This window comes from Zobellia barbeyronii (genome assembly GCF_018603515.1).
GTDB classification, from domain to species: Bacteria; Bacteroidota; Bacteroidia; order Flavobacteriales; family Flavobacteriaceae; genus Zobellia; species Zobellia barbeyronii.
The window spans coordinates 792,812-818,210 of the sequence record NZ_JACATN010000004.1 but is presented as its reverse complement, the minus strand read 5'-3'; the positions used below and the strand labels follow the sequence as shown (position 1 = coordinate 818,210).

28 protein-coding genes are annotated in these 25,399 nt (G+C 37.9%); all 28 read right to left on the bottom strand.

All coding sequences use genetic code 11. The features are described 5' to 3' along the window. Nucleotides 1-40 precede the first annotated feature (40 nt). A complete protein-coding gene (locus HW347_RS16085; protein ID WP_214612757.1) occupies nucleotides 41-922 on the bottom strand; it encodes a cupin-like domain-containing protein in 882 nt (293 codons plus the stop codon). Further along, the gene (locus HW347_RS16080) at nucleotides 922-2,469 is read right to left on the bottom strand and encodes a phytoene desaturase family protein (protein WP_214612756.1); all 1,548 of its coding nucleotides are present in this window, start codon (nucleotides 2,467-2,469) and stop codon (nucleotides 922-924) included. The genes HW347_RS16085 and HW347_RS16080 overlap by 1 nt, the downstream gene beginning before the upstream one ends. Further along, nucleotides 2,469-6,155 (bottom strand): MMPL family transporter, encoded by a 3,687-nt coding sequence (locus tag HW347_RS16075; RefSeq protein WP_214612755.1) that lies wholly within the window; start codon nucleotides 6,153-6,155, stop codon nucleotides 2,469-2,471. The genes HW347_RS16080 and HW347_RS16075 overlap by 1 nt, the downstream gene beginning before the upstream one ends. Next, nucleotides 6,148-7,293: a DUF2062 domain-containing protein gene (locus tag HW347_RS16070; RefSeq protein WP_394370285.1), complete on the bottom strand. Its 1,146-nt coding sequence runs from the start codon at nucleotides 7,291-7,293 to the stop codon at nucleotides 6,148-6,150. Before HW347_RS16070 ends, HW347_RS16075 begins: the two co-directional genes overlap by 8 nt. Before the next feature lie 114 nt (nucleotides 7,294-7,407). Further along, complete coding sequence (locus HW347_RS16065) at nucleotides 7,408-7,911, bottom strand: hypothetical protein (protein ID WP_214612754.1); 504 nt, start codon at nucleotides 7,909-7,911, stop codon at nucleotides 7,408-7,410. Nucleotides 7,912-7,916: 5 nt separating this feature from the next. Further along, entirely contained in the window at nucleotides 7,917-8,285 is a 369-nt protein-coding gene (locus tag HW347_RS16060) for a 3-hydroxyacyl-ACP dehydratase FabZ family protein (protein ID WP_214612753.1), read from the bottom strand. After that, nucleotides 8,275-8,877 (bottom strand): porin family protein, encoded by a 603-nt coding sequence (locus HW347_RS16055; RefSeq protein ID WP_214612752.1) that lies wholly within the window; start codon nucleotides 8,875-8,877, stop codon nucleotides 8,275-8,277. The genes HW347_RS16060 and HW347_RS16055 overlap by 11 nt, the downstream gene beginning before the upstream one ends. Then, nucleotides 8,874-9,485: a hypothetical protein gene (locus HW347_RS16050; protein WP_214612751.1), complete on the bottom strand. Its 612-nt coding sequence runs from the start codon at nucleotides 9,483-9,485 to the stop codon at nucleotides 8,874-8,876. The genes HW347_RS16055 and HW347_RS16050 overlap by 4 nt, the downstream gene beginning before the upstream one ends. Further along, nucleotides 9,466-10,083 carry a LolA family protein gene (locus HW347_RS16045; protein ID WP_214612750.1) on the bottom strand — a complete coding sequence of 206 codons (618 nt, stop codon included), beginning with the start codon at nucleotides 10,081-10,083 and terminating at the stop codon, nucleotides 9,466-9,468. The genes HW347_RS16050 and HW347_RS16045 overlap by 20 nt, the downstream gene beginning before the upstream one ends. Beyond that, nucleotides 10,076-10,852, bottom strand: a complete 777-nt coding sequence (locus HW347_RS16040) for a polysaccharide deacetylase family protein (protein WP_214612749.1) — start codon at nucleotides 10,850-10,852, stop codon at nucleotides 10,076-10,078. The genes HW347_RS16045 and HW347_RS16040 overlap by 8 nt, the downstream gene beginning before the upstream one ends. After that, a complete protein-coding gene (locus HW347_RS16035; protein ID WP_214612748.1) occupies nucleotides 10,846-11,910 on the bottom strand; it encodes a beta-ketoacyl synthase N-terminal-like domain-containing protein in 1,065 nt (354 codons plus the stop codon). Before HW347_RS16035 ends, HW347_RS16040 begins: the two co-directional genes overlap by 7 nt. Beyond that, complete coding sequence (locus tag HW347_RS16030; RefSeq protein WP_214612747.1) at nucleotides 11,910-13,112, bottom strand: beta-ketoacyl-[acyl-carrier-protein] synthase family protein; 1,203 nt, start codon at nucleotides 13,110-13,112, stop codon at nucleotides 11,910-11,912. The genes HW347_RS16035 and HW347_RS16030 overlap by 1 nt, the downstream gene beginning before the upstream one ends. A 114-nt stretch (nucleotides 13,113-13,226) precedes the next feature. Further along, on the bottom strand, nucleotides 13,227-13,484 hold the full coding sequence (locus tag HW347_RS16025) for a phosphopantetheine-binding protein (RefSeq protein ID WP_155595020.1): 258 nt from the start codon (nucleotides 13,482-13,484) through the stop codon (nucleotides 13,227-13,229). Next, a complete protein-coding gene (locus HW347_RS16020) occupies nucleotides 13,481-14,089 on the bottom strand; it encodes a 3-oxoacyl-ACP synthase (RefSeq protein ID WP_214612746.1) in 609 nt (202 codons plus the stop codon). Before HW347_RS16020 ends, HW347_RS16025 begins: the two co-directional genes overlap by 4 nt. Beyond that, entirely contained in the window at nucleotides 14,086-15,234 is a 1,149-nt protein-coding gene (locus HW347_RS16015; RefSeq protein ID WP_214612745.1) for a beta-ketoacyl synthase N-terminal-like domain-containing protein, read from the bottom strand. Before HW347_RS16015 ends, HW347_RS16020 begins: the two co-directional genes overlap by 4 nt. Continuing rightward, nucleotides 15,227-15,664, bottom strand: coding sequence for an acyl-CoA thioesterase (locus HW347_RS16010; protein WP_155595017.1), 438 nt, complete (start codon nucleotides 15,662-15,664; stop codon nucleotides 15,227-15,229). The genes HW347_RS16015 and HW347_RS16010 overlap by 8 nt, the downstream gene beginning before the upstream one ends. After that, nucleotides 15,654-16,922, bottom strand: a complete 1,269-nt coding sequence (locus HW347_RS16005; protein WP_214612744.1) for an ABC transporter permease — start codon at nucleotides 16,920-16,922, stop codon at nucleotides 15,654-15,656. The genes HW347_RS16010 and HW347_RS16005 overlap by 11 nt, the downstream gene beginning before the upstream one ends. Further along, on the bottom strand, nucleotides 16,915-17,658 hold the full coding sequence (locus tag HW347_RS16000) for an ABC transporter ATP-binding protein (protein WP_155595015.1): 744 nt from the start codon (nucleotides 17,656-17,658) through the stop codon (nucleotides 16,915-16,917). Before HW347_RS16000 ends, HW347_RS16005 begins: the two co-directional genes overlap by 8 nt. Nucleotides 17,659-17,733: 75 nt before the next feature. Then, the gene (locus HW347_RS15995) at nucleotides 17,734-18,729 is read right to left on the bottom strand and encodes a BtrH N-terminal domain-containing protein (RefSeq protein ID WP_214612743.1); all 996 of its coding nucleotides are present in this window, start codon (nucleotides 18,727-18,729) and stop codon (nucleotides 17,734-17,736) included. A gap of 8 nt (nucleotides 18,730-18,737) precedes the next feature. Further along, nucleotides 18,738-19,136, bottom strand: a complete 399-nt coding sequence (locus HW347_RS15990; RefSeq protein ID WP_214612742.1) for a hypothetical protein — start codon at nucleotides 19,134-19,136, stop codon at nucleotides 18,738-18,740. 36 nt (nucleotides 19,137-19,172) lie between these two features. Then, nucleotides 19,173-19,625, bottom strand: a complete 453-nt coding sequence (locus tag HW347_RS15985; protein ID WP_225901947.1) for an ABC transporter permease — start codon at nucleotides 19,623-19,625, stop codon at nucleotides 19,173-19,175. Nucleotide 19,626: 1 nt separating this feature from the next. Further along, nucleotides 19,627-20,064: a hypothetical protein gene (locus HW347_RS15980; protein WP_214612741.1), complete on the bottom strand. Its 438-nt coding sequence runs from the start codon at nucleotides 20,062-20,064 to the stop codon at nucleotides 19,627-19,629. A 1-nt stretch (nucleotide 20,065) separates the two neighbouring features. Then, complete coding sequence (locus HW347_RS15975) at nucleotides 20,066-21,199, bottom strand: beta-ketoacyl-ACP synthase III (RefSeq protein ID WP_214612740.1); 1,134 nt, start codon at nucleotides 21,197-21,199, stop codon at nucleotides 20,066-20,068. Nucleotides 21,200-21,208: 9 nt separating this feature from the next. Continuing rightward, nucleotides 21,209-22,132 carry a dialkylrecorsinol condensing enzyme DarA gene (locus HW347_RS15970; RefSeq protein WP_214612739.1) on the bottom strand — a complete coding sequence of 308 codons (924 nt, stop codon included), beginning with the start codon at nucleotides 22,130-22,132 and terminating at the stop codon, nucleotides 21,209-21,211. A 71-nt stretch (nucleotides 22,133-22,203) separates the two neighbouring features. Continuing rightward, entirely contained in the window at nucleotides 22,204-23,091 is an 888-nt protein-coding gene (locus HW347_RS15965; protein WP_214612738.1) for an LpxL/LpxP family acyltransferase, read from the bottom strand. Between the two features lie 23 nt (nucleotides 23,092-23,114). Beyond that, nucleotides 23,115-23,357, bottom strand: coding sequence for an acyl carrier protein (locus tag HW347_RS15960; RefSeq protein WP_194552739.1), 243 nt, complete (start codon nucleotides 23,355-23,357; stop codon nucleotides 23,115-23,117). Nucleotides 23,358-23,369: 12 nt separating this feature from the next. Continuing rightward, entirely contained in the window at nucleotides 23,370-24,587 is a 1,218-nt protein-coding gene (locus HW347_RS15955) for a beta-ketoacyl-[acyl-carrier-protein] synthase family protein (RefSeq protein ID WP_194552059.1), read from the bottom strand. Between the two features lie 17 nt (nucleotides 24,588-24,604). Beyond that, entirely contained in the window at nucleotides 24,605-25,360 is a 756-nt protein-coding gene (gene fabG, locus HW347_RS15950) for a 3-oxoacyl-ACP reductase FabG (RefSeq protein WP_214612737.1), read from the bottom strand. Nucleotides 25,361-25,399 lie beyond the last annotated feature (39 nt).

Sequence of the window (25,399 nt, the reverse complement as noted above, 5' to 3'; positions counted from 1 at the left end):
TCGGCTATACAACAAACAATAGTGGCAAAAGTACGATGCTCTAGCTATCTTTTTTAGCTTTTAGATTCTTTTCAGTGCGTTTTATGGCCCATCGGTCTTTATAATCCAACCATTTTTGGCCACGATATTTTCGAGTAATATTGTCAATATTTCTCATAATGACTACGTTGTACAGCATATTGGCAAAACGACCAGGGTGTCTTGGTAACGCACGTAGCGTCATAGAAAACCCCCCGTTCAGATACCGGATAGAGTGCCAGTAACCACTAGGCATGTAGAGAGCATCGCCATGTTTCATCTCGGCACGAATTTCTTCGGCATATTGGAGTGCCGGAAATTTTTCAAAATCTGGATTATCCATATCTATGCTTTCAATATTATGAATGGAAAAAGGGACTCTGTACAGGTATTTTGTTTGTTCAGGAGAGAAGAGGTTAACAATCTTGTCGCCATCAAAATGAAAATGCATGCTATCTGGTAAATCAATATCATAGTGCATGAATACTTTAGATGTTCCTCCACCAAAAAATAGTGCGGGAAGTTTTTTAAAGAATTTCAATCCAATATCCGGGTACTCAAAATCTTTTAGTAGTTCTGGCATTTCCTTCAAAATATTATAAAAGAAAATCCGCAGGTCCGTAGGTTCGGTTTTAAGAATTTGGATGTACTCGCTCAGCTTCATTTCCTTCTTTGGGGCGTATACACTTTCCTTGTCCTTGGCTGGTTCGTTATTGTACAAAGGCACAATTTGATCTCCCGCCAGGCTTTGGACGTAATCTAGCTTCCACTTTTCGAAGGCTGGCCAATCTTTAGTCAAACCGGTAATCAGAACTGGCTTTTGCGGTTTGTAATAGTTTTTTATAAAGTCCGCCTTTGAGATGTTTTCTACTCGTTCTACTGGAGTTGTTTTAAACTGTCCCATTATGCATCTATTTTTTCGTTGGTATTCGTACTCCCTTTAATAATTTTATCTAATACGTATTCACTGCCCAAAATTTCGGAACAGGTAACCACACTACTAATGGTCACTCCTAAAATACCATGCATATTAATGCTTTGGCCCGTAAAAAACAGGTTTTTTATTTTCGTTCTAGGTGATATAAAAGTCTTTAAAGGTATGTTGTAATCTTTGGCGTAACCGTACATAGAGCCTTCATTACTGCCAATATAATCTCTGTAGGATAATGGGGTAGAAGTATGAACGGATTGTATGCTTTCGCGGATATGCGGAAATTTTTCTTCAAGCACTTTTAAAAATGCTTCTATTTTGGCTTCTTTGAACTCTTCGTAAGTTTCCCCACGACTATTCTTTTGAGCCACAGTATTGAAGGTGCCAGACCAAGGTTTTAGCTCTTCATAACGCATATAGGTAATAGCGGTAAGCTGATCCGCCCATTCTCCTTGGTTCTTACGTGTTCCCATAGAAACCATATAGGCTTCTGGCCACGATTCTTGAGTGTAGTTATGTGAGTTCCAAACCGATTTATAATCTTTAAAGTGATAGTAGTTATGGTTTAGATATTTGAATGATTCCGGTTTGAGTACAACGTGAATACTAAATGCCGAGATGGTACTGTCAATACTTTCAATACGGTTGGCGTATGATTTTCTGAAATGGGCCGCTCCCACCATTTTTACGGTAACCTTTGGTTCTATATTAGAGATGAATAAGTCGCCTTTAATGACATCACCCTTCTTTGTTACGACTGAAACTACTTGTTTCTCTTCAACATTAAATTGGGTTACTTCACTATGTTTATAGGCTTCACCACCACTTTCTTTTAATCTCTTAATGAGTAATTTGGTTATCTGGCTACCACCATCGGCACATCTGTATGAGCTTTGAATGTATGAATTTACAGAGAGTGCATGCACGTAAAAGGGAGTTTTGTCTGGTTCTCCAGCGTACAAAAGATTGGAGCCAGCAAGTACGGCTCGTAGCTTTTCATTTTGAGTTACGGAGTCTATATATTCTTTGGCGGGCAAGGTGAAAAGTTCTGTGTCTTCATGATACGGCTTGCCATGTTTTAGATTGTAAAGTGGAAATTGGTTACAAATGTCCTGCAGTTTTTCGCAGTATTGGTGAATAGCCTCTTTTTCTTCTGGAAATTTTTCTACTAGTTGGCGCTCAAAATTTGGATAACCTTGCGCATGTGGGTATTCTTTTTCATCGCCATCAAAAGTAATAAGGTCATAACCATCTTCATCTAGGCGAGTAAGGTTGAGCCCGTCCAAAATATCTAGATACTCAAAATAACGATAGAGGTTCTGTCCTTTTTCCAAGCCGCCTAAATAATGAACACCGGTGTCAAAAATAGTACGTTCGCGAACAAAAGTCTGGAGGTTGCCTCCATACTGGTTGTTTTTCTCCAATACGCAGACACTCTTACCTTCGCGTGCCATGATAATAGCAGAAACGAGACCGCCCATGCCGCTACCAACCACCACTACGTCATAATGTTCTTTCATTAACTGCGTATCTTTTTAAGTAGCCTAAAGTTATCATTTTGTTGGATAGTAACGAAACCTAATGCTTCTAGGGGAGCTAAATCTAGTTGCCGTGCTTCTTTCAGTAAGATAATAGTTTCAAACTCATTAGCTATAAAATTGGTGAGTTGTGCTATTTCTATTTTCATATCGATTAACAATACATCGGCAACGGTTTTCAGGGCTTCGGCAGTAGTATCAACTACATCTATTTTGCTGTAATTCTTTGTTAGGAAATTACTTTTAAGTAAGATGGAAGCTTCTTTATTGACTAGACTCACCGTGATTTTTCTGTCAAAAGAGTCTAAAGCAAGAAGCAGGTCTAATTGCCCAAAATCTCTGGATAAATGAACAATCTTACTCTTTTTTCCTATCTCTTGTAGAAGAGAATAGTACGTTTTTCTATTGGTTTCTATATCTAGCTTAACCGCTTTGTAAATAACATCGCCTTTATATCTATAGTTTTCTAAAAGTGCTTTATCCCAATAATTCTCATCTTCAATTTCATCTCTTAGTCTTCTAAATTCATTCCTGAAATATGCTCCTAGTTGTTTGGCACGCTCACTATAGTTTTTGCCATATTGCGTATCGTGTGCATCTATTTTCGGTAAAAGCTCTATCGTGATTTTTCCATCTCTAATAATGAAACTCCCCTTAGGCAATACTTCAGAATTCCCATGAATAAGCACCGGAAGAATATCCAATTCAAACTGTTGTGCCAGATAAAAAGCTCCTTTATGAAAACGCTTGATTTTATTAGTAGAGGAACGCGTTCCTTCTGGGAAAGCAATTATACTAAACCCTTGGGCTACTTTTTCTTTCAATAAAGCTTCGCCATTTTCAATACCTCCAGAAACGGGATATGCTCCGGCCAGTTTAGCTGCGCTGCCAAATACGGGTGAGTTATACACCCAGTCATTCACCAAGAATATAATCTTAGGATGTAACATACCAATAGCAAGAATATCTAAAAAACTGGTATGGTTGGCTATAATCATAACCGGTTTTTCAAAAGTCTCGTTATGTGGGTTTCTTATGTTTTTAGATACAAACGGATTAGTGTATAGAACAGAACCCATCAATTTTGAAACCGATTTGTGAAAACCTAAGTTCTCTTTCCTTTGGCTATTTGGTGATAATTTTAATTTGATTACTCCATAGATAGAATGTAAAAATCCTCCCATTCCAAAATATCCAAATGATAATACGGAATGAATAAAATAGCGTAAAGAAATAGGGCGCTTATCTGCACTTCCAATAAAGAGTTTAAACAATAAGGGTTGAAGAGTAAAAGCCACAAATGCAGCGGATAGAATACCTATTAGGGACACCGTAGAAATGGTATATAAAACAGGATGTTTTGCAAAAATTAAAACCCCTACACCGGCAATTGTTGTGATGACTGATAGTAATATGGAGGTTTTATGGGTGTGGAGTACCTTTTCTCCTGTTCGGTATTCGGTAAGCAATCCGTTGGTGATAAAAATACTATAATCAACACCTAGACCAAATATAAAACTACAGATGATGATATTAAAAATGTTGAATTCAATATGGAAAAGGCCCATGATGCCCACATTCAAGAACCACGTAAGGAAAATGGGAAGGCTAGTTATTACCGTAAGTGAAAGGCTGCGGTAAAATAATAATAGAATAAGCAGAACAACTAGAAATGAATACCCAATTAAACTGTTGAAGTCATTTTTTAAATTCCCCAAAAATGTTTCATTTACCTGTTGGCGGTCAATAAGTAGGGTGTTAGGAGAGTTTTCAAAACGTTCGCGCAAGGCATCAATATGGTCATCATCTACTTTGACTAGAGAGGTAATGGTAGTACCGTTTTCATCGTTTACGATATAATCATCAAGAGAAAATGATTTTATGGAATCAAACGCGGTAACTTCCATAGGTTGGAAGTCATCATTCAGCAAGTCGTAAAATTTGGAGAATGTGGTTGGTTTGAAACCAAACTCTTTGCTGCTTTCAATAAGGGTTGCTTTGGTTGTATTGATTTTGGACGGAGTCCAGAAATCATTCCATCTGCCAATTTTTTCCTCTTGCGTTTTTTTGGCACGTATGAGTCCACCAACAGAACTAAAACTTAATATTTTCTTCTTCTCTTCAAGAATCTTTAGCTCGTCATAAAGCGAATCGTTTTGCGTCAAAACAGTTTGTATATCCTCGCCGTATGTAGAAAGATAGATAGACTTTGAACTAATATCGGTCAAGGTTTCCAGTCGTTGCCTTGCATCGCGTAAAACTTCGGTTTCATAATTCAACTTGGCAATATCCTTATTGAAAACAACTTTGTTATATGTGAATATGCTAACAACAGAAAACAGCACCAATACTATAATGGCCCATTTTGATTTATGAAAGTCGAAAGATGCTACTCGGTCTAAAATTGTTCGTCTGGAATTCACTGCTTTTTTAGCAGAATACACTTGTGGAACGAAGAGTAGTGCAAAAACCGAAGCCCCAAGAACACTTACGGCTGCAAAAATACCCAGATCTTGTAATGCCTGAGATTCTAGAAACAATAGACACAAAAAGGCAGATGCCGTGGTAAGACTGCTCATTAAAATGGAAGGAGCTACTTCTTTATAAAGACTCTCTGCGCCATTTCCGTTTCGTATATGTGTAAGAATATGCAGGGCATAATCTAGCGTAACGCCTAAAAGAACAGAGCCAATACCTAATGAAATAGCGGAAATCTTGTCCCTAATTATACATAGAAAAGCAATTGACAATAGCGCACCTACCAGTGTGGGTAGAAAGAGAATAAATGGCAATGCCAGCTTTCGGTAGAACAGCATTAAAATAATGATAAGCAAGGTCATGGCAATACTTACCGTAAACTGAATATCGCTTCTAATCTGTTTGGCATTGGCTACTGCAACCAAGGCTGCACCATAATACTCACTATGTACTTTTGCCTTGTAAGACTTGTTGAGTTTGTCCTGTAGGTCATAAAGCGCATTTGAAAAAGGTAAGTTTTTATCGGTTTCATTTGAGCCATAGGCTGGGGTAAGAAACAGAAGAATGTTCTTTTCTTCCTTATCTAAGAGAAAGCCGTTTTTCAATTTAAAATCATCACCAACACCTAATTCTTGTAACCGTTTAAGCGCAATAAAAGAAAGCCGTAATGGGTCTTTAATTATGGTTTTCTTAGCGATAATACCAGATGGAGAAACAAGTGTTCGGTAATTTTCGGCAGTAACTTTAGCAATACTGTCAGGCCTTATTTTTTTTGTGATATTGGAATAGTCGTCCGTTTCTAAAAAGAGCGGCAAGTTTTCGTAAACTAAATCTAGCGTTTTGGGTATATCATCAGAATTAACTCTGCCTTGTATGTTTTTGATGAATTCCGATTGATTTTGCTCCAGACTATCCAGCAAATCTTTGGCGTATCGGGTAAGGTCGTCTACGGTGCCTTCTTCCTCTTTTTGTATGTTTATGATAATCTTATCCGTAAACGTAATCGACTTTAAAACCTTTTGAACACGCTGTGCTTCTTCGTTTGCCGGAATTAAAGAGGTGATATCATCTTCAAACTGAATTTTAGATACAATTATAGATAACCCTATAAGAACGACAACAAGTGCCGATACGGATAACATTCGTTTCCGTGCAATGAATTGATATGCCCTAAAAAAGAAACTACCCATTATCTACAACCATTTTTTTCTTTCCAAAGAATATAAGAGATATATAGCCAACAATTCCAAAAAGAAGTGCGGATAAGGAAGCTAGGATAAAGCTACCAATGAGATACGTTTTAAGGTTCTGAAGAAAGTCAAATTTTTCGGTTATGTTTTCCATAGAAAAAGAAATCTCTTCACCTGTAATCATTGCGCCTATTTTAAGACTGAAAAATATAATAAACGGAATTAAAGGAGGCAAGCTAATGTTAGAAAAAGCAAAGGTAATAGCCTTGTTCAAGCCAAAAAGGGCTGCCAGTGCAAAAACGAGTATGGTCTGAAAACCCCAGAAAGGAGCAATGCCTAGAAAAACACCTAGTGCTATGGATAGGGCTTTTGTTTTTGGCTTATCATCACTGCGAAGCAAATCTTCTAAAAGGAATTTTTTAAAACCTTTTTTTTTTATTTTCCGAATGAAGTTGCGTGGCTTTATATAGATAATGGCAACAATGACCAACCAAGTATTGAGTACGCTTATACGCGCAAAATCAGGTACAGTTCTAAAGTGAGAAACCCTTTCCGTTTCATCGTACAAAATACGTACGGGAACATTTTTAACTAAGGTGCCGTTCCATGCTAAACGCACGATTATCTCTATTTCAAACTCAAATTTTGGTGTGTAAAATTTTAAATCCTTTAGTTGTTTTAAAGGATAAAGTCGGTAACCACATTGTGTGTCTTGTAGTTTGGTACCCGTTTCAAACCAAAACCAAAAGTTAGAAAATTTGTTGCCAAAACTACTTTTACCTGGTACGTCTTCCTGTTGCATGTTTCGCGAACCAATGTAGAGCACGTTGGGAGATTCTTCCGCTTGCAACTCATCTAAGAACACAGAAAGGTCTTCTGGAAAATGTTGTCCGTCAGAATCTATGGTTATGGCGTAATCATATCCTTTGGAAATAGCAGCTTTAAAACCTACCTGAAGGGCGTTTCCTTTCCCTTTATTCTCCGGTAAATGAATTTGCTGTAGAGTTGGATATTCTTTTAGAATGGCCGCCGTGTTATCCGTAGCTCCATCATTTATAACAATGATAGAAGTAGTCCGTTCCAAAATACTGTCAAGTACCCGCTTTAAGGTGCCCGCATTATTGTAAGTCGGTACCATTACGCAGCAATTAAGTTGCTGCATGGTGTTTTGAAGTGTTGGAATAGGGGTTGACACGAGCAATTTTTTCAAAGGGTTCAGAAAACCGGTTCGAATTTTCTACAAAGATACGTATTACGACCCTTGTAGCAATTGCCTTTCCGTTTCGGTAAAAGCCTCGGATTTTAGAATATATCCTTTAACGAAATTCTTACTATTTTTATTGGAGATGGAACTGTAATTATTGAGTATAAACTGCTTGTCTTCCTCAATGTTTTTGGTGTAACCCGTAATCTTGGGTACATTCTCTTGAACGCTTAACCTAATGCAGTGTATTTCTACATTATTTGGGTCTGCTTCTAGAGCATACTCCAAAAGTTCCTTGCCCTCTTTTAAGAAATTTTTCTTGTCTTTTATACCCTTGGCATATTTAGCCATCATGGCAGATACCGCTCCTTTAAAGGCAACAAGTGTTTTATCATCAGTTTTGGAAACTGAAATCAAATCTTCATGAAGCGCATTGGTAGCACTTTCATTGTCCACCGCTTCAATATAGGCGGATCTTGTTTCCGTTAAATCTATTGCAACGGTAATGGTCAAGAAAGAGAATAGTGTAAATAGAACTAATTTTAAATTCATAACATCTAGGTTAAAACAGTAAAAGTAGCGCTAAGCTTTAAAGCCAATGTGTCGTCAAAAGTAGTGGTGTTCTTCACTTTTACCGTATTACCTTCTTCTGTAACGGTTAATGTAAGTTGTATAGTATCATTCTTCTCAGGATTGATAATAGCCATAAACTTAACGTTCGAAGCAACTGAGAGAAATAAGGTTTTGCCTGTGGCTTGTTCAGTTAATTCTTTAATTATCTGAATCATACAAACACCTGGCATTACTGGGTTACCAGGAAAATGGCCTTTAAAAACCTTATGTGCAGCATTAAGTTTTACAGTAGCTTTTACTATTTGCTCTTCTTTTTCAAAACTTTCTACGGTGTATAACCCTTCAATCAGCATTTTTATACAATTTAAATTTATACGCGGCACCTATTTGAAAAACGCCATTTAGGTTGCTCCCTGTTTTTTCATAAAGGTCATCTTCACCAAAGAAGTCAACGCTTATGGTTCCTTGCTTGTATCGTGCTTCAAGAATCAAACCAAAACCAAACTCGTAGCCAATTCCTCCAAGAACAGTAACATCAACAGGTGAAATTTCGTCATCACCGTTAAAGTTGGTCAAGTTAACAAAATTGTTCTCAAAGTTAATATCTAGACCCAGACCAAGAATAAAGTGGAGCCCTTTATCAGGAGTCACATAAAATTTATTAGGTAGGCCAATAGAGACGTAATTTATATTTACATCGTCATAGGCAGGTGAATTAGATTTGCCACCTTGTTTAGAATACAGAAGTTCTGGCTGCAAAGAGTAGTAATCCGTTATTGGAATGTCTGCGAAAGCGCCAATATAAATTCCAGATTTTGTATCTAGTGCCGTATTACTGATGTTAGAGCTGTTTAAACCAGCCTTTATACCTGGGCGAGTTTGTGCCACAGTTGTTCCTATATTGCAAAGGACCATTGCGAGTATAAAAAGTTTTAATGTCTTCATTTGAATGCTTTTAGTGCAATGTGAAGCTTGAAATTATGATGTGCTATTTCAATTTCCTTTGCAAATTGGCCATCTATATTGGTAAAACTAAAATCTACTTTTTCTTTGTTTCGGTCCGCTCTAACAATCTTATTTAATTGATTGTTGGTATAATGAAAATAATGTTTTTTAGAGAGAATATCCGTCTGCAGTATATCATCGTTCTTTAATGAAAAATGATTTTTTACTGGGGATTGCTCTTGTATAAGCGCCTTAAAATCCCTTTTCAAAATATTGATGAGTATTTTTCGGTCTAACTCTTTTAAAATACGATTTACTTTAAAATCGTCACCTTCAAAAGTAAAGTCGAAAATAGTATTTCCTATTTCTGTGGAAAAAGCAATGCGATGATGTTCAGGACCTAACTTCTTGACAATAAAAATACCTCCGAATGATTTATTGAACGCATCTATTTTGGCCTTGTAGACATAATCTTTTTCGGCATTCGCAAAATAGGGGTTTGAGGTTTCCTGAGATGAATCGCTTTTAGACTCAAACCCATTTTGAACAGGGTAAGAGGCGCATCCTAGCAATAGAAAAAAACAAAGGCTATTGAGTAAAAACCGCATCTGACAAGTTTTTATTCACGACACGATCAGTGAACTTAATTTGCGTATAGTCATCTGAGGGCTCAATCATCTTCACTTCGGTTACATCGCCATTAGCGTTAAAAGAAAGGTGGAAAGCTTTGATAAATTTGGAGAATTGCTCGTCTTTCGGAAGAAAGTACACCAAACTAGAATCGTTGATTTTGAAATATTTGATATTGAATTCGTCATCATTAAACATGTCACCACGAATACTTGCTGTAATAAGTTGGTTCAGCTGTTTGAAAATCTTGTTGGAACCTACATCCATATTACTCTTGTTACCGTCATCGTTAATGAACAATGTTTCGTTTTTAAATAAGACCGAGTAAGCAAAAGGTTTTGTGTATTCCCATTTCACCAAATTAGGAACTTTAAAAGCAAGTTTACCTTGCGATACGATATCATCTGACAAGAAGTCTAAATGCTTGTATTGCGTAAATTCACTCAATACCGTGGTAGTAGCATCTGCCCTGGTTTTGACTTTGGCCTTTAGGGCAACAGCTTCTGTTGGAGTCATTTCCTTTTGTGCAAACGCTCCAACGGAAATAAAAAATATAAGAAAAAGTATCTTATGCATACGCTTCGATTTCTAGTAAGCGGTCAACCGTGACCGAACTCAGATTTTTCTCTCGCAAAAATAACAATAACTGTTCCAAAACGGCTATTGTTTTTTCGCTGGTATCGTGCAGTAGTATAATATCACCCTTTGAAACCTTACGAGTAATGCGTTTCAAAATGGTTTTTTCCGACCTGAAAGTGGTGTCTAATGAACGCACGTTCCAGCCAATAGAATGTATTTTTTTATGCTCTGCCGCTTTTGCAATCTGCGGGTTGGTAACGCCAAAAGCAGGACGATAAAGTTTTAATTTTTTTCCTATTAAAGAGGATACCAGGTTTCCCGTTCGGTTCAGTTCGTTTAGGATTTTATCAAAGGGAAAAAACCCAAAGCTTTTGGAATGGGAGTAGGTGTGATTACCTATACTATGACCTTCAGATAGTATTCGCTTTAAAACTTCAGGATGCTTTTCAATCTGTTGACCAACACAAAAGAAAGTGGCTTTTGCATCATATTTAGCTAATAAATCTAACACTCTGGGAGTAAATTCATTGTTTGGGCCATCGTCAAACGTTATTGAAATCCAATTATTAGGCGTGTTTTTATTGGAGCTTAATGAAGTAAGGTGATAGTTCCATCGGACAAAAAACGAACCAAAAAGTGTAATAAAGAACCAAATAATGAAAATTGAAAAAATGGGCCATAACGGTACGTAACCTAGAAAATGTAATGCAACCAAGGGTAGCAAAAGAAAAAAAGCAGCGGTATTTACCTTTTTTCGCTTTAACATTTGCGAATTAAGGTGAGGCTATGGTTTTCTCCTCTGTATTGATTATAAATCAATACAGTCTTTAGGTTGGATGGTTCAATAGCGTTTAGTTTCACAACATCAGGAATATTCTGTGTCTTTAGGATTTTGTTCGCCAACCAAAATGCAAATCCAGTTGCGGTATCAAATTCACCCGAAAGATGTTTATAATATGCTTGTGGCGTATCGTTAAATAGGGTAGTACTGAGTTGTTCGTAATAGCCATCATAGTTAACATCGCCATTGTTACCAAGTATAACCAGGTCTATGTCGTTTATGCTAAGGTGTTGACGTTCTAGAAAAGCAACTATTTTTCCTTCGACACGTTCCTTAGAAAGGGTGTTGAACGTTTTAACGGCAACCAATTCTGAATACGTAGAAGGCGATTTTTCTGTGGAAAGCACAAAAAAGTGAGACCCCTCACCCATTACCATGCCTTCGGTCTTTGATTGTAGAAGTTCCTTTAATGCTATAGGTTTTTTTTTAATATGACCAATTAAACGGTGAGTAGTAACGTGATGTTCAACAAGCTCATCTACTCCGCCAACTAGCACGGTATTAACTTCGTTATTTTCGAGCATTATTTTGGCATCAATCAATGATGATTCAAAAGAAACTGCCGAATGTACAAAGGTAAAATTATGTCCTTTACAGCCAAGGCCCAATGCAATTTGCCCGGCCACGGTATTGTGTGAGGATTGTATAAAACGAGTAGGAGTTAAAAATTGTTCGTCGTTTTTGATGATGTCGCTTACGAAACGTTCAGAATCACCAATGCAACCTAATCCTGTCCCTACAATAATCGCGTCTACATTCTCTATACCAGCTTCTGTAAGGGCATTTTTAGAGCTTACTGTGCTCATCTTTATACCGCGTGCCATACGGCGTGCAGCTGCTGGGGGAATGTATTCTTTATAGTTGGGGTCAATTACATGAATAACGGTGTCGTTATAGTCCGTAATCTCGTTAAGAAACTCGTTGTTTTCAAAAGTTTTTTGGGCCGAAACCGAACCTACGCTATTTATATAAACTGGCTTCATTAGGCTTCTTTAGAAAAGATTAAAGTAGAGCAATTCCCTCCAAACCCAAATGAATTAGAGAGTACATGGCGTAATTCTTTTTGTTTTACCGTGGTCTGCGGAAGCAGGGTAAACTCCTTCATTGGAGTTGTAAAGTTCAGGTTAGGGTAAATTATATTGTTCTGTAATGCCAAAACTGAATAAACAGCTTCAATACCCCCTGCTACTGCCAATGTGTGGCCTGTAAATGCTTTAGTTGAGCTGAATTCTGGTACGTTTCCTCCAAATGTTCTTAGCAACGCACGACCTTCGGAAAGGTCATTATTAGGGGTTGCGGTACCATGTGCATTCACATAATCAATATCAGATGGGTCTAAACCTGCTACTTTAAATGCTTTTTCCATGGCTAGAACTGCTCCGTCTCCATTTTCGGAAGATGCAGTTTGGTGGTAGGCATCATTGGCATTACCATAACCAGTTACGTAGCCTAATACTTTTTTGTTATCTCTTTTAACGATTTCATCAGATTCTAAGACTAGATAGGCAGCGGCTTCACCAAGGTTTAGCCCTTTTCTTTCATCATCAAATGGAGTGTTGTGCGTATCGGATAGAATCATCAAGGTCTTAAAACCGTTGATGGTAAATTTGCAAAGACTATCTGTCCCGCCAACAATAACACGGTCTAATTGACCTGATTGTATCATACGTGCACCCAACATAATTGCGTTGGCTGCAGAGGAGCAAGCTGTACTTATGGTTGATGCAAAACTTTCCGTCAGCCCTAGGTGGTCAGCCAGTTTTTGGGTAGAATCTCCTGCATGAAGTCCGTTTATATGCCCCCAATGCTCGTCACTTTCTAGGTATTCAAAATAATATTTTTCAGATTGGTCCATACCGCCCACGGTAGTTCCTGAAATGAGTCCGGTTTCGCAATCGTTTATATCGGTAACTCCCGCTTGTGAAATAGCTTCATCAGCAGCAAGCATGGCCAAAAGAGCAGTTCTTGATACGGCGTCTTCTTTAGGAATTCCCAATTTTTGCTTCAATTGGTCATTGGTCATTTCTATTTCGCCAACCATAATATCGTCCTTATGAACGGTATCTATTTTTGAAATTCTAGAAATACCTACCTTGCCAGAAACCAACGCATCATAGTTTTCTTGCACATTGTCTCCAATGGCAGAAATAGCACCCATGCCCGTAATTGCTACGCCCTTTCCCATATTAATTTGGAAGTATTATAGATATAATAATAAAAATACGAATATTGGTCTTAAGTGCGATTCTCAAATAGCGCTTACGATTGTTTGATGGTATGCTTAAAAGCGATGTAGTTCTTAGTTCGTACGATTTGCAGTAATATAAGCTGCCATGGTATCGATAGACTCAAAAATTTTGCGACCTTCCTTAGGGTCTGCCAATCTAATGCCATAATCTTTATCGAGCATTACAATAAGTTCTAATGCGTCAATAGAGTCAAGACCAAGGCCTTCACCAAAAAGCGGATCGGTATCTGCGATTTCGTCAACGGAAACATCTTCTAAGTTTAATTGCTCGATGATTTTTTCCTTCAATTCTAGTTTAAGTTCGCTCATTTTGTTCTGTATAATTTAGTCAGTTCTCCTGTATCAAAGGGTAATAGACCTTTTTTAGCGATAACGTATAAAAACGCATCATATTTTCCTTTGTCATAATCAACCCAACCACAAAGTACTTCATTTGCCTGACCTGTTTCTAGCAAATCATTGGCATAATCTGACAATAAATGGGGGTTAAACTCGGCAAAGATAAAGAAACTATTTTCAGAATACAGTTTGTGGCGAATGCTAATTTCACCCATACAGATATTTGGAAGGGTGTAAACAAACACGGCTGGACTGGCATATGCGCCTGATTGGTCACTAATGGCGTTTTGATGCTTTCGGTCAGTATCTAAACTAGAAGCGCTGTTTGAAAGAACAAGAGCCGTATTTTCTTCGTTGTTGTCTTTTAATAAAACCTCGGCACCTATGAAAGCCAGTTTGCTGAGATTATCCATTTTGAAAAACTTAGAATAATCGGTTTCAAAATGTTTGTAAGCCGCCTTTATAAAAGCAGGAAACTCTTCTGAATCATCAGAAAAGAGAACTTCTCCGTTTTTCGAAATCTTGCCGTTAGAAATGCGGCAATACGATTTTATATGGTAGTCTGGCGTACTCATGAATTGACTTTTTGAAAAATTGCAGCTGTATTACAACCACCAAAACCAGAAGCGGTCTTTAAAAAAATACTGCTTTCTTTTGCTGTAGTTTCTGTTATAATGTTCAAAGGCTGGGATACACCCAGTTCCTGAAAACCCAACGAGGCAAAAAGTGTATTTGAATGCAGGGAATACATGCCGATAATGGTTTCCAAAAGACCGGAAGCACCAAGGGTGTGTCCAAAATATCCTTTTAAACTATTTAAAGGTGTGTTTTGCAAATTAGCCCGGTTAAACGCTATGGCTTCCATTTCATCATTGAACATGGTAGCTGTACCATGCGCAGAAATATAATCTATAGCTTCAGCTTCTATGTTTGCTTGGTTCATTGCTGAAACAACACTACGGTATAGGCCTTCACCGGTTCGGGAAGGGCCAGATATGTGGTTAGCATCATTGCATGAAGCCTCACCTATAATACGTACGGATTCGTTTACAAGATGGTCTTCGTCTTTAGTAACAAGTACGCTGCAACCTACTTCTCCAATGTTAATTCCCGCACGGGTTTTACAATAAGGTCTGCATGGTAGTTCGCTCAAAGCTTGAAACGAGTTGAAACCCGTTAAAATAAATTGACTCACTAAATCTCCGGCAACCACAAAAACGTGATCATAACGTTTTTGATGAATAAACCGTTTAGCTACGGCTAGCGCTAAAACTCCCGAAACACAGGCGTTAGATAGTACAATAACTTCATTTTTAAAACCGAAAAAAGTTTCTATTTTTTTACCTAGTTCACTTAGATATGCCCTGTTTTCATCAAACGGGCTATCAGCATCCAATACATCAATATTACCTTTTGTGGTGGATACAATCAAACCAACTTTATCCGTAAGTTCTAAACCTGATTCTTTAAGGGTGTTGGCTAAAGAAACTAGAAGTATTTGCTCTAGTCTTGTATAATCTTCTTGTGGATTGAGTTTTTGGAATGCTTTAGATAAGTTGTCTTGTGGGATGAGGGAGGAATAAAAAGGATTTGGCAGAATTTTGGAATCATCTACCAGTGATAGTCCAGATACCTCGTTTTTAATGCTATCAACTGCAGAAGCACTATCAAATCCGTAAGCGGAAACAATGTTGTTATGTGATAGGTAAATATTATTCATCTAAAAGGCCTACTTTTTTCTTCCATTCGGCAAAAAACTCAGGGATTACCAAAGATAGTTCGCCTCCCAATTCTACAAATACCTGAACGGTCTGTCCGGTACAAACAACAGCTCCCTTAGGATTGTAGATTTCATATTTGAAAATCAGTTTTGCTGCTTGAGAATCTATATAAGTCGTTTTAATTGTAGCCACATCCCCATAAGTCAAAGGAAGCTTATGCTCACATGCCGATTTTACGATTGGCGTAGAGAAATTATGGTCTTTTTGGTCTAGGTACGATATACCATGGTGACGCCCAAAAGCTTCACGACCATCTTCAAAATATTGAATATAATTACCGTGCCAGACAATGCCCAATGGGTCCGTTTCTGCAAAACGTACGCGGACTTCACTAGTGAAACTAATTTCTTTTTTGGTGTTAGACGGCATTTTTTCTTTCGTTATAGATAATTGCTATGAGCGTGGTGACCACGAAAAATATCAATAAAAGAGATATTTCGGGGATTATTTCAACAAAGGTTGCGTTGCGCAAAAATACATCATAAAATGCACTTAGACCCCAATTCATAGGTGATAGGTTAGACAGTACTTGCATAAATTTGGGCATTGCAAATACCGGAACCCAGACACCGCCAATTGCTGCAAGGATAACCACAAAAGTAGCCCCAAAAGGTGCCGATTGTTCTTGGGTCTTGGCAATAGTCCCTAATAATAAACCAAGGCCAACAGCTGCTAAACCAGCAAAGAAGGCTACGACAAATAATAGAGGCAGTCTACCTGTTACATCTAGTTTAGGTAAACCAATTAGTGGAAAGAGAAAAATTCCAACTGCTAACATAAGTGCGAATTGTACTAGAGAAACCACTAAGAATACAATAGTCTTTCCACCAAGAACTGTGGCGTATGAGACAGGATTTGTTCTTAAGCGTACAAAAGTACCCTGGTTTTTTTCCTTCACCATATTTATAGCCAAAGGCAGAATAATAAAAAATATAGCAAAGAGTGTCCATGCAGGAATATTATGCTGCGTGGAGTTGGGAATTAGGGCTTCTTTATACTTGCTCGGTACAATTTCGGTAAAGGTGATAAACTTTTCAGTTTCAAAAATGTCTTCGGAAGGGTCATCTGTTAATTGCTCTTGAAAGGCTGTATAGATGGTTTCTGTTTCTATTTTAGAAATCATCTTATCAATATTACTCCGAACAGAACTTTTAAAAGACTGTTGTGTGGCGGGGTCAAAATAAAGCTTAACCTCCTTGGGCATCATCTTGGACTTTACTTCTGGAATACTTTCTTCGTTATCGCTGAATTTGGAAAGAATACCATCTACATTTTCATTGATTTTAATCTGAAGGTCCGATGATAGATTTTCCGGTATCACTATGGCCAGTTGGTAATCGCCTTTCAATACCTGCTGTTTGGCTTCTTCGTCACTAGCAGCCATATCTACTTGAAACAATTTGGAGTCTGCCAAGCTCTTTAGAATATCTTCGGATACTTTTCCTTTATCCATATCTACCAAAAGAATGGGCAACTTGGTTTCTTTTATGCTTTTGAATGAATTGTCTTGAATTGTAGTGATGACAATAACCAATAGCAAAGGCATTAGGAATAGAACGGCCAGTCCGCCAAGATCACGTGTAACGAGTAAAAATTCTTTATATGTAGATGCCCAGAGTTTATGCATGATCGCGAAGTGCTTTACCAGTTTTGGCCAAGAATACCCCTTCTAAGTTTTCGGCATTTTCTTCTTGAGCTATAAGCTCTTGTGGTTTTCCTAAGCATATAAGCGTTCCGTGGTCAATAATGCCCACACGGGTACAAAATTTCTCAGCTTCGTTCAAATGGTGAGAGGTATAAATAATAGTCGTTCCTGCTGTATTTAATTCTTTTAAATGTGCCATAATCACATTTTTAGACTGTACATCAACACCCACTGTGGGTTCGTCTAAAAATAGTACTTTGGGATTATGCAGAATACTTGATATTAGGTTAATGCGTCGTTTCATTCCTCCAGAAAAGGCATCTATTTTTTTATGTGCGAATTTTGCTAGTCCCATCGCTTCAAGATGTGTATTGACGTCATCTTTCAATGACTGGCCTTTTAAACCATACATACTTCCAAAATACATGAGGTTTTCATAAGCGGTCAAAGAAGGGTAAAGGGCATATTCCTGAGGGACAATTCCAATCAATTGCTTTAGTTGGTTTTTATTGTCTTTGTAGTTCAATCCATCAATAGTAAAATGGCCTGAAGTTGGTTTTAGCAATGAGCTGAGCATAGAGATTAAAGTAGTCTTGCCGGCACCGTTTGGGCCTAAAAGTCCAAAAATCTCGCCGTTCTCTATAGTCAAGTTCAAATCACGGACGGAAAAATCGTCCGCTCCTTTGTACTTTTTTGAAAGCTCATTAATCTGAATCATGATGTCAAAACTAATCGAAATTTATAAGATAAAGTATGATTTTTCCTATTTAGGGCGATAGAATTTAAGTTGGGATTAAATTGCCTTTTTTAGCTTCTTGAAAAAGGCTGCTTCACTATTGGCAATAGCCTCAAGTTGATCTGCAACTTTATTGTAAGCATCATCTTGAGCACTACGATTTTTATAGATACGTGATGCGTTTACTGCAAAATCACGCCAATCGTCACCAATTTGAGTCATTTCTTTAGAAAGTTCATTTAGTTTTTCGTTTTCAAGAATTTGGCTTGCTTCCTGTAAAAAGGCAGCGTATATGTAGCGAAATCCACCACCTCCGGTACCTATTTCTTCTTGCATACGTACAATTTGACCTAGATAATGGTTGGCGACTTTAGCACCTTTTTTCTTAGGCCATTTGCGGATAAGTTTTGAAATAGTCTTTATTCCGTTTGTTCCCACAATAGGGAAGGGGGCGGTCATTTCACGACAGGTTTGTTTAATCCCTTTTATAATGGCACTCTTTAATTCCAGTTTTTCTGGAAACGCAGTAGGATAGTAAATGTGGCCTTTAGGAGCAAAAGCTCCTTTGGCAAAACGAACCTTTTCTAGTTGTTTCTCGGTTAAAGTGGTAACCTGTTCCATAACAGGGTCGCTAATTAAGTAATTGTCGTTCTCCTTACCATAGACTACCAAATTATGCGCGTTAAAGTGAAACCGATATTCATCCGGGAAGTATAACAGATTGTAAACTCCTACCTGTAAGCCAACAGGATTATTCTTTTTTAGATTTTCATCTAAACGAGCTTTTGCCGATTCAGGATTGCTGAATTTTTCACGTTTTATCTTGATGCCCACTCTCTTTGCAAACCTATTGAAAATAAAACCTGGCATAGCCCTGTAGGTTACTACGGGTGCGTGGTTCACTTTTAAAAAGGGAATATAACAGAACAATAGGCCTGATCCTATGCCGAAAACCATGGGCTCGCTTACTTCAAAACCGTTGTGGCGCATTAGGTTGCTTACCACACCATTTTCGCAATGTGCCGATTGTTTGTGAGTGAATTCTATTTGCATGGGGATGTTTAAGAAATGTGTTTCAGTTCTTCAATGCTAATATCGAAAACATCGGCATATTTTTGAAGGGTCTTTTGATTTATCTTTTGAAAATTCTTAGGCTTAAAATGTCGCTTTACACGCCATTGCCAAAGACCAACATAGCTAGATAGAATGGGTAAATCCATTTTATGTAATTCCATGTAATATTCAATGGGACTGGTCTCGTTTTTCTGAACGCGTTCTTTGGCATTCGCCACGCGTTCTTCTATGTCTTTTATAGCATTGCTAAGGGCAATAGTCTTGGGGTCCCAACCAGAGCTTAATTCTGTAGTGTACTCACCGTTTTCATCTACGGCATAGGTGAGTTCTTTGGTCTGGGCAGTTTCTAATAGGCCTTTATCTTGTGGTACTTCTTCTTTTTTCACTGGTCGTTGTTTTGGGGGATTATTAAATTTTCCCTCTTAAACTTCATGGATCAAAAAGTTCAATGTACAAGCTACGATTAATTCTCCGTTTCTGAAAGTCTCCGAAGCTATGGTGCAGCTGCTAAAGGCGTCGTTATCATATCTAGAAACAAGTTCGCCTTTGGTGGATATAGTTTCGCCTACTTTTGGCAATGCTGTGATGTGTACTTTTTTTACGGCACTAATATAACCTATGACTTTACTCTTGCTACCGTCCTTGTCGTCATCGTCAAAAAAACTTTGACCAACAATGGCAGCACAGGTTTGAGCAGCATTTTCAATAAGTCCGGTTTCTGATAAATATCCATCTTTAACGAAAATGCAGGATTCTTCTACTTTAAAGCGAGTTTCAACAGAGGTTTCATCAAGATACGGAGTAACGCTTGCCATGAGCATAGGTTCACGGTGCGGTAGAAAATTCTTAATGTCTATGTTAATTCTTGCTTCCAAATTAGTTTGCCAATGCGGTTTTCATTTCACTTGAAGCCAATACAATTCCTTCGCAGGTTACTGTGGCGGATACTAAGGTAATGCCCATAATATCGTGTAGAATCTCTACCGTAGTTTCTAATTCTTGGCCAACAAATGGTAAAGCGTTTACGGTAGCTTTCTTTATAGCGCCAATATATCCTGTAGGAGCTGGTTTTTGAGTTAGGTAATATTTATATCCCGTATGCAATGCAACGGTTTGTGCCATATTTTCAATAAGTCCTGGAGCCATGAATCGGTTCTCAAAAACGAATAAGTTGTCTTCTGGAACGATAAAGCCAGATACAATCTTAGTGTCTGAATATTGAAGTAATTTACCCACCATTATAAAAGGTGGTTTCTGCGGAATGAGATTTTGTAGAAACTCTTGATCGGTTATGGTTTCTTTCAATAAGTTCATGCTAGCAAACAGTTAAATAGGCATAGGTATAAGAAAAACGTGCGCTTTCTGGTACATGTAATAAAATTCTATCCCCTTTTTTTAATTTGCCAGATCCAACCAATTCTTCTAACATAAGATATATGGATGCAGCACCAACATTACCTACGGATTGAAGATTTAAAAACCATTTGTCCCAAGGCATTTCTACACCTCTATCTTTCATTTCATCATATAGTCCTTGTTTAAAGAAATATGAAGAAATATGAGGTAAGTAGTAATCAACATCATCAGGGCCAATACCGTATTTTTCGTATACGAGTTTTAGGCAGTCTACTCCTTTTTTCAAGATGTTTTCACCTAATAGTTTCACATCTTGTTTAATAGCAAAAACAGATTTCTTTGCCCAATCTTCAGGTGCAAATTCGCTCCATGGTTTTAGTTCACCGTTTTCTAGTTTTTCGCCACCGGCGTACATGCAAGTTTCCATCTCAAAAGCGTATGAAAAACCTTCCATCCACTCAATTTTTAACGGGGTGTCTCCATTAGGTTCGTTTTCTACTAAAATAGCTCCCGAACCATCAGAAAGCATCCATCGTAAAAAATCTTTATCAAAAGCAATCATTGGGTTTTCCTCCAATTCCTTTAGATGCTCAATTTCTTCTTGGTAGAAATCGGCTTTGGTCCAAGTCGAAACTTTTTCCGAACCGGTACATACCGCATTATTTACTGAGCCAACCTGTATGGCCATGTAGCCATATTTTAAGGCATTCATACCTGAGCAGCAAACTCCCGAGGCAGAATTTATCTCCATGTTCCCGTTTTTCAATACACCATGAACCATAGCAGCATGAGACGGCAAAAGTTGATCCGGTGTAGAAGTTCCGCAGGAAAGGAGTTCTATATTTTCTTTGTTGAAATCAGCATCGCAAAGTTCTTCTATCGCTGCCGCAGTAAGCTGGGCATTGTTATGGGTTACGTTGCCATCTTCGTCAATGGCATAGTACCTTGTTTTAATCTTATTGTTGCGTAGAATTATGCTTTTTGCCCTTGACTTTTGCCCGTCAATAAACCCTAATTTTTCTTCAATTTGGTCATTTTCGACAGGTGAGTTGGGCAGAAACTTGGATATTCTGGTAATGTAAGCGTTTTTCATGTGTCAGTCTTACTCCTTATAGGCTACAGAGGCGTAATATTTGTTTTCCCTTTGAATCTTTCTGTACATAGGGATATAAGTCAACAAAAATACGATAAAAACTATAGGTGCGATTAACCAAATGGCAAATATCAGGTAATAGTTGAATAAACGTAGCCATTTTTTTCGGGCAGGATCTCCTTGGTCTCCCTTCTTTTTGATGAGGTTTGCCCATTTAGAGAATAGTATGTTACCACGTTTGTCCATCTGAACCAGTACGTTACTGATTTTTGATGCATCTAAATCATTCAGTTTTTCTTGTAAGGAAGAAAAGTCAGAAGCCAAAAGGGCTTCCTTGATCGGATGGCCAAATTTATCTGCAGATGAAATGGTGTTATCCGAAACACCAGGTTTTGGGAAAATACCCCACAGACGGTCTTTTTTTCCCTTTAACATCCAATGCACAATAGTAATTACACTAACATGGTTAGGGTTTTTATCTACTAAAGCTATATTCCCTACAAGTTTTGCATTTAAGCCTATGAGCATTTTTTTTACCTTTTCTTGAGACATGGCCCACATATTACGAACACCGATTACTGTGATTACAGGGGTATCGTTCAATACTATTTTGGCTTCTTCTGATTTTAAAAAGGAATTTAAGGGGATGGAAGGAGTTAGGTACCAAACTTGATGGCCTAAGATAACCAAGTCATATTTTTTTGACAAGACAGATGCATCTGGTTTGTTGATTGGCGTAGGAATTTGAAGGAAGGATTCTGGGAAAACATCAAAGAATCGTTCTTTCTTCCATGGAAACTCATAAGGCTCGTCAGGAATAATTTGATGATAAGTAATGTTAGCGGTTTCCTGGTCTAAAGGAGATAGCACAGAATCTATAATGGTACGTAATTGTCCTGTTTGAGAGTAATATACAACGAGTACTTCTTTCATTTGCTTCAGGTTATGATACGGCCATTGAACAAATAACTATTCGCAGGCGCTTTAGGGATAGATCAAATATCTTACTTATTTGCCTTATCTCCCCAGAAATCAAAATAATTAAACCATTGTAATGGATATTTTTCAATGATCCATTCCAAGTTGTCGGTATATTTTTCTAGTAGACCTTGGGCATCACCGCGTTTTACTTCGGCAGTTCGTGCGTATAAATGATAATGTTTTTTGGATTCCTTCATCACGTAAACGAACAAGACAGGAACTTTTAGGCGAGAGGCCAATAGGTAGGGCCCCATTGGGAATTTGGCAGTAGCACCCAAAAACTGCTGCTCTAAGAATTTTGTACCTTCAATATAGCGGTCACCTGTAAAGCAAACAAGCTCCCCATTGGTTAGTGCGGTATGTATTTCAAAGATATGAGACATATCTTCTTTAATTAAAATGAGCTTGATGTTAGATTTTGACGTAACACTATCTAAATAGGCTTTGATTTCTTCGTGTTCACGGTCCCAAGTAACTAAATTGATAGAAGAAAAAGCATTGACGTCTTGTAGAAAATGTTGTGCTACTTCAAAGTTCCCAATATGCGCACTTAAAAGGATACCACCTTTTTTTTGAGAAAGTAGGTCTTCAATCTTATCTATTCCATCAAAATCGTAGGTAAACCTATCTCTAAGTCCTGCTGATATAGCGGCCTTGTCAATTATAGTTTGACCAAAAACATAATAGTTCCGGTATACATTGAAAAGACTTTTTAAAGTAGATTGTCTTAGTCTCTTATGAAAATAGTAGAAAATAGCTCTTGTGCTCGCCACTGAAAAAATACAGTAGTAAAGAACTACGAAATGAAGGAGTGCATAAGAAGCGCTTAGTCCTAGTTTTTTGATAAAGAAAATATAGATTCTATATCCTAAAACGGTGCCTTTGGATTTACCTTCCCATTCTGTTGCCATTTTTGGGTTTTGTCTGGGAGATATCAGTGAAGTTTTCGCTCAATAAGGTCGTAAAAATTCTGTAGAGTGGTAACGTTTACAAAGTCTTCACCCACTAATTTTACACCAAAATTGCTTTCTACAGCCACTACAAGATCAACGAAGTCCAAACTATCTAGACCTAGAGTGTCTTTAAGATTAGCATCAGCAGCGATATCCTCTTCCTCAACTTCAAATTCGTCGATTAGGAAATCATCTATTTTTTGAATTATATCTTCTTTGGTCATCACCATCTTTCTCTAGCATTTTTTTAATATCAAAGCGGAATTTGTACCACCAAATCCGAATGAATTCGACAAAAATACGTCAATTTTTTTATTTAACGTTTCCTTAACTATGTTTAATTTCGCTGCATCCTCATCAACATTTTCAAGATTAATGTTGGGTGCAACAAACGAATTCTGCATCATAATCATACCGTAAATAACCTCACTTGCGCCTGCCATCCAACATTCATGGCCTGTCATAGATTTGGTAGAGCTTACCGGAGTATTGCTCTCGCCAAAGACTTCATAAATAGCCTTTGCTTCATTGCTGTCGCCTACCGGAGTAGAAGTTGCATGAGCATTTACGTAATCTATAACCGAAGCATCAATATTTGCATCATGTAATGCATTACGCATTGCCCGTGAAGGTCCATCAACATTTGGTGTGGATATATGCCCTCCATTCGATGAAAAACCATATCCTATAATTTCACCTAAAATAGGCGCACCTCTTTTAACTGCGGACTCGTAGCTTTCTAAAATTAGAGTAGCTCCGCCACCGCTAGGTACTAACCCGTTTCTGGCTTGGTCAAAAGGTCTTGATGCTTTAGCAGGGTCGCCATCTACTGTGGCAAATACTCCAAGGCCATCAAAACTACCCATGGCCAATTTATTTATTTCTTGCGCTCCACCTGTTATAATGCAATCTTGAAGTCCACTTTTTATAAGGTGGTAACCCATACCAATAGAGTGGGACCCACTTGCACATGCAGCACTAATCGTAAAATTAACGCCCCTTAGCCTGAATATAGTGGAAAGGTTCATGGTTATAGTAGAGTTCATGGCTTTAAAAATAGCTCCTGAACCTACCAGCGTGGTATCCTTTTTTTCTCTTAAAATATCTGTAGATTCTACAACCGATCGTGCAGTACTATCGTTACCGTAAATTACGCCAACTTCATTCTCGTCAAAAAAACTGTCTTCGATCTTGGCATTCTTTAAAGCTTCAATTGTAGCCATGTAGGCATAACGGCCTTCTTCGCCAAGACTAAGTCGTTGTCTTCTTGATAGTAGTTTCTTCAGTTCAGGTTCATCTACCATTCCTGTGAGCCCAGAGCGATAGCCAAAATCAAGACGTTCTTGGTCATTAACGATACCTGATTTTCCTTCATACAGGGATGTCTTAACCTCGTCTAGGTTTTTACCTATACAAGAATATATGCCCATACCTGTGATTACTACTCTTCTCATTGCCCCTTCTGTAATGTTTAAGAATAAATACCGCCGTTTATATTGATGACCTCACCAGTAATATAACCCGATTTTTTTGAAGCTAGAAAAGATACAACATGTGCTACTTCTTCTGCTTCGCCAAACCTATTTGCGGGAATCATTCGTTTTAATTCCTTTTCATCTAGGTCATTGGTCATATCAGTTTTAATAAAACCAGGTGCAACAGCATTTACTGTAACGTTTCTTTTTGCAATTTCTTGTGCAAGTGCTTTAGTTGCCCCAATAACTGCTCCTTTAGCTGCGGAATAGTTGGTCTGACCAGGTGTGCCCTTAAGTCCAGAAACGGAAACCATATTGATGACACGGCCATATTTGTTGACCAAAAGTTTTTGAATAAGGGCGTTGGTGACATTAAAGAAACCATGAAGGCTAGTGTCTATAACTTTGGACCAGTCTTCATATTTCATCCACATGAACATACCGTCTTGTGTAATTCCGGCATTGTTCACGATTACCTCTATGATATCTTTTTCATGAGCTTCCTGCCAGTTTTCCAAAGCGGACTTCACAGCTTCGGCATCCGTAACATTAAAAGGCAGTAATTCTCCTTTTCCACCAGCTTCTTCTACAAGTTTAAGCGTTTCTTCGGCAGCTGCCTTATTGCTATTGTAATTGATAAGAATTTGGTAGTCTAGGTCCTTGGCTAGTTGTACACATACTGCACGGCCTATTCCTCTAGAACCACCAGTTACCAATGCATATTTTTGCTTTTCCGCTTTCTTTTCTTCCATCTAAGAATTGTAAGTTTTCAAAACTCCGGTAAATACGGA